Raw genomic sequence first — 11,067 nt, forward strand, 5'->3', positions numbered from 1 at the left:
GGACAGGCACTACAGTTTCGTCTTAATGCAGCCGATGGAAGCGCCTTAACCGACGCCATCGGCGCAGATGGCGGAATGATCAAGACTCGCCCACGAGGGTTTTATTTTCTTAAATTGCATATGCACTAGATAGTTACAGTTGAGGGCTAAGGTTAAATCGAGATTCAGAGTTACATTGAAAGACTTATTGTTAGATTCACCAAGTAATAACAAAACAAGCTACCTAAGAAGCTTGCTTAATAATGTCAATATGTAACAGAATAATTAAAGTTACTCTGATAAAACGAACGCCATTTTATTTTTTCTTGAATAACAACGTCATGCGGTCTGACTCGCCGATTGCCTGCATAGCAGATTTTTTGGTTTCGTCATCACCAACGCCATTGAGACTAGGTGGTAATCGCCAGACAATATCGCTTGGTCCGGGATTGTCATTGGGATTTGCATTTATTTCCGACTTGCTTACCAATACAAACCCCGCATTTTCAAAAGCTTGAATTACGGTAGACTCTTTTAAATACCCCCGTCTTCCATCAGCAGCTTCATCTGAGGCACTTTCAGGCAATCTATGTTGCACCACGCCCACCATACCGTCGTTTTTGAGAAGAGCATACATCACTTTCAATGCCTGCGTCATGGTGCCGGCTTCAGATTCAAAACGGTTTAAGTTGTGTAGAGCTCGAATTGCTAACACTCTGTCAACGGTGCCTTCTAACTCTTTGGGATGAGTCGCAAAAGTAAACCCCTGAGTTTCAATACCATTATCAGTAAAGCCATTCACCATAGTATTGAAAGCTGCCGTTCTAGATACAAAATTATCGATTGTAGCTTGGTCAAAAAATCCAAATCTAGGCCACATATCATCGGCATAATTTATGCCGTATAATTTCCCCTTAGGTCCAAGATAGTTAGCTAATATTTGAGTGTACCAGCCTCCACCGGGCAATGCTTCAGCGACGGTCATTCCTGGCTCGACTTGAAATAAGGCCAAAGTTTGTATTGGATGTCTATGCTTATCACGTGCCTGCTGTTCCGGTGTCCTAGCTTCAACCGCAGCTTTGATCTCATTGACATAAGATTTCGATGTATTCTGATACTGCGTTGAGCAGCTTGACAAAACTATGACTGCAACAGCAGCAATCAACTTAACAGTGAAAGGTGTCATGAGGTTCTCTCTTTTGAATTCCACAATTGATCTTTAGACTAGAAGAGAAAGCTAGCCTCGGCAAGGAAGCGCTTCGATTTTGACGATTAAGTGAGGATATCTTGCGTTGGATTAACGGTTTTACTCTACCGATAAATATGAAAATGAAAATGAAAGTAATGGCAACAATGGCCTTCTAAAAACTACGCATCTTCGATGAGATGCAGTGAGTAAAAATTCAAATAGGCGCTTTACGCTTCAACTTATATATACACATGCAAAAACACTTGCAAGGACAGGCACTCCTAAATTCAACGCTTGAAAATTATTAATATATTAAGAATAAAAAATGATTCGTTCTTTGAATGGGTTTTGTTCGATAAAACAGGCAAATAAGGGTAATAAATGACGCACATAACCCTAACATCACTGATTTTTGCACACGCAAAGTCTTAAGCTATGACACGCATTTCAATTTCGTTGGTTTAGTTACAGCCTGACTAAAGCTCCAGTCATGCGTTTGCGTTTTGTGTGAGATTGGAATCTTCGCAATGATTCGACTGTTCCTGCTGATATGCTGAATGTCATTTCGAAGCATTGGCTCAAGACGTTCCATTGATGTTCATTAAAACCAAGTTTAGAAAGGATTGGGGTACCTATGATATTAGCTTTGGCTCGTTTTCCTAGATGGATCGACTGAGCAGTTAATTCAACTAATTGAATATATTCCTGTAAATTGAATGTCAGTCCCTTGGGCTGGTGTAGCTTGGGATCACCCACAAATGGCATCATTTCTTTTGGTTGTGCACCACGCTTTGCATCATTTATCCGTCGCTTAATACTGGTGTGGTTTGATGTTTCGGGTGATACAGCCATTTGGGCGCGAATCGGATTTAAGTCAACATACACCAAACATGCTGCGAGGGCGTGTTCATCCAATAAAGCCTGAGACTTAAATCTACCTTCCCAAAAATGTCCGGTACAATCATCCTCAGTGTTGGCTTGCCTAGCAATAAATTCATTCAGCTCTTTCATAAACCAGCTGATATCAAACAATCGCTTACGGTATATCGATATAGTTGATTTTAAGGTAATGAACTCTTCATCAGTGAGTTGTGGCGAACTGCAATCCATGAATCTTTGAACCAGCAAGGTCGGCTTGTGCATTTTTTGCCATCGTTGTACCACCTCCTTGTCGGTTAGTTTTTGCGCTTTGATTTGGTCAACATGCAGTATCACATGTGTATGATTACTCATCACAGCATAAGCACAGAGATCTATGGTAAACACGGTAGCCAAAAATAATAAACGGTCTTCCACCCATTGCCGCCTGTGCTCGTAATTTTGCCCTGTCTCCTTGTTTTCCCCACACAAAAATGCACGACGCACACAGCGAGATACACAATGATAATAAGGTGTATCTGTCAAACTTATTTGACGGTTCCTGGGTAATGGCATTAATGAATCCTTTTACAAGTAATATTGAAACAGCATAGTTGAATATTCTGACCGCCCTAGTGCAGTTTTAAGTCTAGAAAGAGTGCCTGTCCATTTTAAAAATTGTGAGCAAAGATGCCTGTCCATGTTAAAAAGTGGTATTGGCTCAAATCGACAAAAAATTGAACATTTTTTAGGTCAGGGCAAATTAATTGTGCATATAAAGTACTAAATTGATGTATTCTAATTAGGAATATAGTGAATATTCATCTACATGAATTTGATGAAACGAAGGAGAATACAACCATAATTCGTCTACTCTTTGCTGCCAGGTTAATTTGCTAAACTAGTGGATAATTATTTTGCAGTATTACAATATTAAAGCCATCCGCCTTTGTAAGATCAGAATAATTAACGCGTTTCTGAGACTCAAGATTGCCAGAGTGTTAATGTCCTTTAAAAAGCTTATATCTCGAATAGTTAGTTTGCTATCGATAATAGTGCTCTTTGGCATTGTTTCACCTGTTGCTGCTAGTCAATTGACCGTCATATACCCCAAAGCACAGAGTGAGCTAGACCCGCGCCAAGCCTATTTTATCGCTTTGTTAGATCTAGCACTTGAGTGCACACGTGAATCCTACGGAGAATATAAACTAGAGCTATACGACGAGAATTTACCCCCCAGTCGCATCCCGCTTTTAATAAAGAAAAATCGACTGATAAACATTATGAGTTCACCGGTCACGGGCTACCTCAATGACTCTATGCGAGCCATTCCATTTCCGTTATTAAGAGGGATCCAAGGTGTAAGAATTTCACTGTTGCATAAAGACAATCAACACGTCTTTAGTCAGATTAGCAAGGTTCAAGATATGCAAAAGCTTGTCTTTGGTTTTGGCTTGGGTTGGGTGGACGCATTGATATTCCAAGAAGCGAAGCTTCGTGTCGATACGTCCGTCAACTATGATAGTTTATTTGCTATGCTGTCGAACAAACGCATTATTGCTTTTCCCCGAGGGGCAAACGAAGTTTTACCTGAACTGGTGCGATTTCAACAAGTTCATTCTAATCTTATCGTAGATCAATACGCGGTCATTTATTACCCCCTGCCTGTCTATTTTTACGTTAACAAAGACAATGACATTCTTGCGACACGGATATTAGAGGGGCTGACTTGTGCAGCAAACCAAGGCAGTTTTCAGCAATTATTTGATCAATATTATGGTGATCATCTCAATCAATTAAATTTAGAAAATCGCAAAGTGTTTGTTTTGAAAAATCATCACCTCCCCGATGATACTGAAGCGCAGATATCGAATTTTCTGCATCCATATATCAAACGTAAAATCCCCCCGGTTGAAAACCCACAACGAAGGACTCCAGTCTTAATTAAGTGACTTTTAAGATCAATATTGCCATGCTGAAATGAAGTAGCCTGTGAGAAATCATAACCGCTATTGTTGAGATTAGAATAATGTCAGCCACAAAAAAGGGTAAACAAATCGTCTACCCATTCGTTATTAGTTCAGCGGGACATATTAAGTAAAGACTTAGGGAGTTCTGATCACCATTAAACGGATTTCAGTCATATCTTCAATCGCAAATCGAATGCCTTCACGCCCAAGTCCGGACTCTTTGACACCACCATAAGGCATATTATCCACTCGCCAACTAGGCACATCGCCGATCACCACGCCACCTACATCGAGCACGTCCCAGGCTTTGTGTGCTTTGTAGAGATCTCGCGTAAACACCCCAGCCTGCAAACCAAATTGGCTATTATTCACCTCTTCCAATGCCGCATCAAAATCGCTAAAAGGCGCGATCACTGATACTGGACCAAATGCTTCGTCTGCATTGATTTTGGCATCATGAGGCACATTTTCTAAGATTGTCGCTTGAAGCATAGCGCCATCACGCTCGCCACCACATAACACTGTAGCCCCCTTGTCTTTAGCTTCATTTATCCATTTTTCCAAACGGCTGGCTTCAGACTCCGATATCATGGGGCCAATAAAGGTACTTTCCTCTAATGGGTCGCCGTGTACTAGATTCGCTACCTTGTCGATATACCGTTGTTTGAATTCAGCATATATTGACTCATGCACCAAAATACGCTGCACACTAATGCAGCTTTGCCCAGACTGGTAATATGCGCCAAAGACGATGCGCTCGATGGCATCGTCCAGATCAGTATCATGGTCAACAATACATCCCGCATTGCCACCCAACTCCAAAATTACCGGTTTCTTGCCAGCACGAGCTTTGAGATCCCAACCCACATCTGGTGAGCCGGTAAAGCTTAACAGTTTGAATCTGTCATCTGTAGTAAACAAATCTGCACCATCTCGACTACAAGGCAATATCGAAAATGCGCCTTCGGGCAAGTCGGTTTCTGCTAACACTTCCCCCATAATAAGAGCACCTAGTGGTGTACGACTAGCAGGTTTGAGTACAAACGCACATCCTACTGCTAACGCTGGAGCTACCTTGTGCGCGGCTAGGTTCAATGGGAAGTTGAATGGCGATATGAAGGAACAAGGGCCAATCGGCACTTTTTTATACATTCCTTGGTAGCCTTTTGCGCGAGGTGTAACTTCTAAATTCATCACCTCACCTTTGATACGCACGGATTCCTCAGCCGCAATCCTAAAGGTATCAATTAGACGAGTGACCTCGCCTCTGGCATCTTTAATCGGTTTTCCCGCTTCAATGCACAGTGCATACGCTAGCTCATCAAAGCGTTCTTCAAAACGTTTTACACAATGATTTAACACCTTTTGTCGTTCATAAGGCTTCATTGCGGTAAGGGCTGGTTGGCTTTTTTCCGCTGCGGCTATGGCTTTGTCAATCACATCGGCACTGGCCATAGCAACTGTTGTTGCTGTCTCACCAGTATATTTGTTGGTTACCGCTAGATCTTGATTAGCATACACGGCTTTATTAGCTAAATAGTAGGGATACGCTTTGTTCAACATGTGGGCTCCTAGAGTTTTGCGCTGAGTTCGCGAATAGTATGGTTAAGCGTTTTGTCGTTGAGTGAATAGTCAACTGGCACATCAATCAAATGCACCGCCGGTTCGCTGAGACACTTTTCTACTTGAGGTAGCAATTCTTCTGTTGAACTAATGCGCCACCCCTTGGCACCATAGCTTTGGGCATATTTCACGAAATCGGGATTGCCATAGTCTAGGCCAAAATTTGCAAATTCCATATTAGCTTGTTTCCATTTAATCATGCCATAGGCATCGTCACGTAAAATGATCACCACGATATGCAATTTCAAGCGAACGGCAGTTTCCATTTCCTGACTATTCATCATAAATCCACCGTCTCCACAGACGGTGATGACCGATTTGTTTGGATAAACAATTTTCGCAGCCATGGCCGAAGGCAATCCAGCTCCCATAGTTGCTAGCGCATTATCAAGCAGCAACGTGTTGGGCAGATATGCTGGATAATTGCGGGCAAACCAAATCTTATAGACACCATTGTCGAGCGTCACTATGCCGTCTTTAGGCATGGCTTTACGGATATCTCTAACAAATCGCTCCGGTAAAATGGGAAACCGGCTGTCATCTTCAGAGGCCTTTCGGTGAGCAATGTAGGCGTCGTGCACGTCACAATAAAAGTCCAGTTTCCAATGGCTCTGCGGGGTGATGTTTTGTTTAAACTGCCAAATACTATTGGCAATATCCCCGACCACTTCCAATTGCGGAAAATACACTGGGTCAACGGCGGCCGAATCAAAGTTTACATGAATCACTTTTTTGCCATCATTGCTCATAAAGAACGGCGGTTTTTCTACTACGTCATGACCCACATTGATAATCAAATCAGCCCGCGAGATAACGCGATGGACAAAGTCACCGTCTGATAAGGCGGTGTTACCCATAAACAATGAGCCACTTTCATCTAACACGCCCTTGCCCATTTGCGTCGTGATGTAAGGAATGCCAGTTTTCTCGACAAATTCTTTAAGCATTTTGGCGGTTAATTTGCGATTCGCTCCTGCTCCGATCACTAGGACCGGAGAGGTGGCAGACTCGATCATTTCAATCGCCCGCGCAATGGACTTATCTTCTGCAATAGGCCGTCTTACTATACTTGGGTTGAGTAACTTAGCAGACGTTTGCTCCGCAGAAATATCTTCGGGCAATTCGATATGAACCGCACCTGGGCGCTCTTCGTGGGCAAGACGAAATGCTTCACGAACAATAGAGGGAATACGATCACCACTCACAACCTGAGCGGTATACTTAGTTAATGGCCTCATCATATCCACTGCGTCGATCACCTGAAAACGCCCTTGCTTGCTGGTTTTGATGGGTTTTTGGCCAGTTATCATCAACATCGGCATCGCACCAAGTTGCGCGTAAGCTGCCGGGGTAACTAGGTTAGTCGCACCTGGACCTAATGTGGATAAACACACCCCAACTTTGCCAGTTAGCCTGCCATAAGTAGCAGCCATAAAGCCGGCGCCCTGTTCGTGGCGAGTTAAGATAAGCTTGATAGAAGATTTTCTCAGAGACTCTAACAGATCTAAATTTTCTTCTCCTGGAATGCCAAATATGTATTCCACGCCTTCAGCTTCTAACGCACTGACAAACAGATCGGATGCTTTCATGTTTTCCCCTAAATATTGTTATCAATCAATAACAAAGTGATTATGCCATAGCGCAAGACTCATTTCTCACACCCATCACTTTCAACGAGTTGGCAGCTATAAAGATAGCTTACCTGAGATAATTTGTAGCGATTAAGACGGATAGCTGAAACTAGGCTAAAGGTTAAGGATGGGCATTTAAAATGATTAAAACTGATTGGTTGAATCGTTTATAACTATCAACATTATGGCTGATTAGGTTTTTGCTGCTCCTTTCTGCTCATCATATGGATATATTTAATGAACATGTTACTTAGGTATTTTTCTGAGTTGAAGCCAAGTCGTTTAGCCACACTTGTCACTTTCTGATCAGTGCGCATCAACACCTTTTTGGCATATTCCAGACGGTAATGATAAATAAACGCACGAAAGTTGCGTTTCAAAATAAACCGTGTTGCAAGAGCCAGTGCCGCTGGGTTTAACTCAGCCACGTGGCACACCTGCTCAATGCGCAATCCTTTTCGTTTATAAGCTTTGTATTTAATAATTGCCTGTTCAGCTTGCTTAAGCGTGGCCCGCAACTGCTCTTCAGTGAAGGCATTCTTGTCAAATTCAGCTTCAGTGAAAGGCGTGGGTGAAATCCGTCGTTTTTCCAACAATATCAACATCAAGAATAATAAAGCACCGGCATTACTAATATTAAGTACTTGCTGCCATTGACTAAAAGGTTGCCAATTAAAGATAACTAAGCCGAGTATCAACAGGTTTAACATCGCGACAAATATCAGGACATAACAGCCATTGTTTGCAATTCGAAACTGGTACATATCAATGTCGACTACTTGGTCGGACAAATAAAAGTGATAACTACTTAGGTATTCAGCCGAATGTACGGCATAGCTTAACATCACAAAAGCCCCAAACAAGTAAGGCGCTATGTAAGGCCAGTTTGTCAAAATATCACCTGCAGGGGGGCTATACAAAAAAGCGATTTTAGTTTCTTCTGGCAGCATTAATAAAGGCCACTGACCAGCTGCCAGCAGCAGTGCAGGAATGAAAAACAACATGCCATTATTGGCATATTTTTTAATAGTGAGTTGGCGAATACTGAGCAATAAAGTAGCAGCAATAATGACAGGCACAAATTGAGTAGTACCAATTAAAAAACTTAAGCCGTCATGCATTTGCGAAAGTTTTAGCCATTCATCCGTTAGCATTAATGGCCAAAGTAGGATAGCCGTCAGCAGTAGTTTACCGTGCTTTAACCTGTCGTAACGCACCCATACCAAAATCAAGGCAATAAACCATCCCACCAGCAAAGTGCTGATAGAAATTTGATAAAGACTCGCTTCATCCATTGTACATCACCAATAAGGCTCCACTTCCCACGCAACCAACGTACTTTGTTTTATAACGGACACAAGTGTACTTTTCTTAAGCTCACTCCACTGTAAAAGTTCAGTTTTGTTCTCCATATCCGAATCTTGCAGCTTATTTTGTAAGACATTAAGGGTGCGCAACTCTTGCATGCCTTCGTAAATATCTTGCCAAGGAGCACAAAAAGCCTCTCGTTTACTGCTCGAAAAAGCATCGCCAACTAATCGGTCGACTAACAGGGCTTCATCGAGAAGCGGCTCGAATTGCAAATAAGATTGTGAAGTCAAGCTGTCGCCGTTTATTGATTCAAACACCCGTTGCCAGATTTCGGCTAATTTGTCGCTAGCGAGTTCCCGAATATTTTGTTTGGATCGCTGATTGTTTTGTCGCCACGGCTTGGTGATGAGTAATTTAGATAATCGCAACTGCAATAAGGTATTGTCACTGTGGGTGATCAAAAAGTCGGGGCGCGATAAATTTAAGGTTCCATCTTGTAAGCCGCGCAGGTAACTTATCAAAGCTGCGTGCTGAACCAAACGTTTGCTGTACATGCCGCGCTTAGAACGTAAGCTTTTAATGCTCCTAAGTTGCTCTATCCATGCCCATTTTCGCAGCCTCAATTTGAGCGCGTTGCGCAGATCGAGTAATTCTTCGGCATTTAACACATCGCTGTAAAGATTCACGCAGGCGGCTGTGAGCTTGAGGCCAATATGAATGTCGAATAAATCAGCTATTTTTCGACGATGTCGGTAGCGGTACTCGGCCTTTTGCCAAAACGACAACCCATACTCCAACGCTTTCACGAAGGCTTGTTCGCATGTGTCACCGCGCTCAAGCGAGACATAACCTAATGATTCGGAAGCGGGCGCCAGTGCTTTTCTGGCTAATAAAAATCCGCGTCCCGCTTTGCTGATATTGCATAATTGAGTGGGCGCAATTGACGTTATCTTTTCCGCTAATTCAAACAGCACAGCAATATCACCACGCTTTAACTCCAATTCTAATTCGCAAATTTCGGTTTGGTTATCAGCGGTACTGATATCGCCCTTATCAAACACTAATTCGACATCAGTGCCATCTGATAGCCGCAATAAATGCGCAAGACGACGAAAATCCGTATGAAAAATTTGTACGATATTTTCTTGTAGTTCAGACACTGACAATGATTCAGGCCAAATATCCGCAGGAAACAATTCCAGATCAGGGTCCAACGAATCAATAGCGACGTTGTATTCGGGGCGTTGATGCAAACCGCCAACGGTTCTGCCTGCAGTCTTTACTGTTTGCTCAATGCCTTTTTCGCTGCTTCTTACTCGTAAACCAATATTGTGTGCACTGAGCGCCCATTCTGGTGTATCGAAATACTGATTAAAAAGGGTGAACTCGGACGTTTCAATGTTTGCTGCAAACCCTTTCAGCACCGAAAGCAACGACGCTTCATTGATGCCTTCAGGTAATAATATTTTTAATTCTATTTCTTTTTCCATAATAATTAGCTTCAGACACTCTACAAACTAGGAAGATTAATCAGTCGGGCAACAATACTCCGTTGCGTATTGCAAGGCAATTATACCAATTTGGATACAGGACGCATCGCTTCGATTGGTGTGAATCAAACCTTGCCTTTGCAGTGTCTAGGCCATACCATTTGTACAAATGTTTACTCTACAACGGTACGCTATGACAAAGTTTTCAATTTTGCTGATTGCATTAGTCAGCCTCACTCCGCTGTCAATTACTGCGCAGCAGCAACAAGAGCCAAACGATGGCTCGGGTGATATTCGTTATGTTACCGATGATTTACAGGCCTTTATGCATTCTGGTCCGGGCAGAAATTATCGAATATTAGGTTCCATTGTTGCTGGGACCCGTGTGTCGGTACTTCAAGAGAATCAAGAAAAAGGCTTTGTTGAAGTGATAGATGACACCCAGCGAACTGGTTGGATTGAATCACAATATATTACCTCGCAACCTAGCATTAGGGTGGTAGTGCCGAATTTGCGTAGCGAACTTGAACAAGCCAACTCGCAACTTGAGCAAATGACTCAGTCGACTGAGCTATTGAATCAGCAAGTAACCGATCTCACCTCTCGTAATGCACGCTTGGTGAAGGATTTAGAAGATATCCAAAAAGACAATCAACGGATCCAGCGAGAATTAGATGTACAGGATCAAAGCACCCAAATGAAGTGGTTTACTCGCGGTGGTATCATCGCCTTAATCAGTATCATTGTGGGTGTTATTATTGCTTATTTACCTAAGAAACGTCGACGCAATGATCAATGGATGTAAGCCGTGATTGCGGCTTTTATCCCTAGTGATTATTGCCTAGCAAGTAGATGGGATGATACTCATCTACGCTCTTGGGCAATGGCATTTCATGGAATTCATCCCGCATGATCCATGCTCAAACGAAAATCGTACCCGATCAGGCAATCTTTACGTGCTTTTCAAAATATTTTAGCTACTCTATAGCGCAAATTCTATTGCCCTGAGTTTTAAC

At 42.5% G+C, this 11,067-nt stretch carries 8 protein-coding genes; 2 read left to right on the plus strand and 6 right to left on the minus strand.

The window, feature by feature from the left end; translation table 11 throughout:
* Positions 1-295: 295 nt before the first annotated feature.
* Both ABD036_RS04740 and ABD036_RS04745 read right to left on the minus strand, forming a co-directional pair.
* Entirely contained in the window at positions 296-1,165 is an 870-nt protein-coding gene (locus tag ABD036_RS04740; protein WP_343857022.1) for a class I SAM-dependent methyltransferase, read from the minus strand.
* A gap of 468 nt (positions 1,166-1,633) precedes the next feature.
* Entirely contained in the window at positions 1,634-2,602 is a 969-nt protein-coding gene (locus ABD036_RS04745; RefSeq protein ID WP_343857023.1) for a transposase, read from the minus strand.
* Between the two features lie 428 nt (positions 2,603-3,030).
* On the opposite strand from ABD036_RS04745, the gene ABD036_RS04750 reads away from it, so the two are divergent.
* A complete protein-coding gene (locus ABD036_RS04750; protein WP_343857025.1) occupies positions 3,031-3,978 on the plus strand; it encodes a hypothetical protein in 948 nt (315 codons plus the stop codon).
* 153 nt (positions 3,979-4,131) lie between these two features.
* Here ABD036_RS04750 and ABD036_RS04755 read toward each other — a convergent pair whose 3' ends face one another.
* The 4 genes from ABD036_RS04755 to ABD036_RS04770 all read right to left on the minus strand — a co-directional run bounded on the left by ABD036_RS04755 (position 4,132) and on the right by ABD036_RS04770 (position 10,051).
* Complete coding sequence (locus tag ABD036_RS04755) at positions 4,132-5,559, minus strand: aldehyde dehydrogenase family protein (RefSeq protein ID WP_343857026.1); 1,428 nt, start codon at positions 5,557-5,559, stop codon at positions 4,132-4,134.
* Positions 5,560-5,567: 8 nt separating this feature from the next.
* On the minus strand, positions 5,568-7,208 hold the full coding sequence (locus ABD036_RS04760) for an acetolactate synthase large subunit (protein WP_343857027.1): 1,641 nt from the start codon (positions 7,206-7,208) through the stop codon (positions 5,568-5,570).
* Between the two features lie 224 nt (positions 7,209-7,432).
* Entirely contained in the window at positions 7,433-8,545 is a 1,113-nt protein-coding gene (locus ABD036_RS04765) for a helix-turn-helix transcriptional regulator (RefSeq protein ID WP_343857028.1), read from the minus strand.
* A 6-nt stretch (positions 8,546-8,551) separates the two neighbouring features.
* Positions 8,552-10,051 carry a CYTH domain-containing protein gene (locus tag ABD036_RS04770; protein ID WP_343857029.1) on the minus strand — a complete coding sequence of 500 codons (1,500 nt, stop codon included), beginning with the start codon at positions 10,049-10,051 and terminating at the stop codon, positions 8,552-8,554.
* A 193-nt stretch (positions 10,052-10,244) separates the two neighbouring features.
* Here ABD036_RS04770 and ABD036_RS04775 point away from each other — a divergent pair, with 193 nt between their 5' ends.
* A complete protein-coding gene (locus tag ABD036_RS04775; protein WP_343857031.1) occupies positions 10,245-10,856 on the plus strand; it encodes a TIGR04211 family SH3 domain-containing protein in 612 nt (203 codons plus the stop codon).
* The last annotated feature ends 211 nt before the right edge of the window (positions 10,857-11,067 follow it).

Origin of the sequence: Aliiglaciecola litoralis, from assembly GCF_039523355.1 — a bacterium.
Lineage (GTDB): Bacteria > Pseudomonadota > Gammaproteobacteria > Enterobacterales > Alteromonadaceae > Aliiglaciecola > Aliiglaciecola litoralis.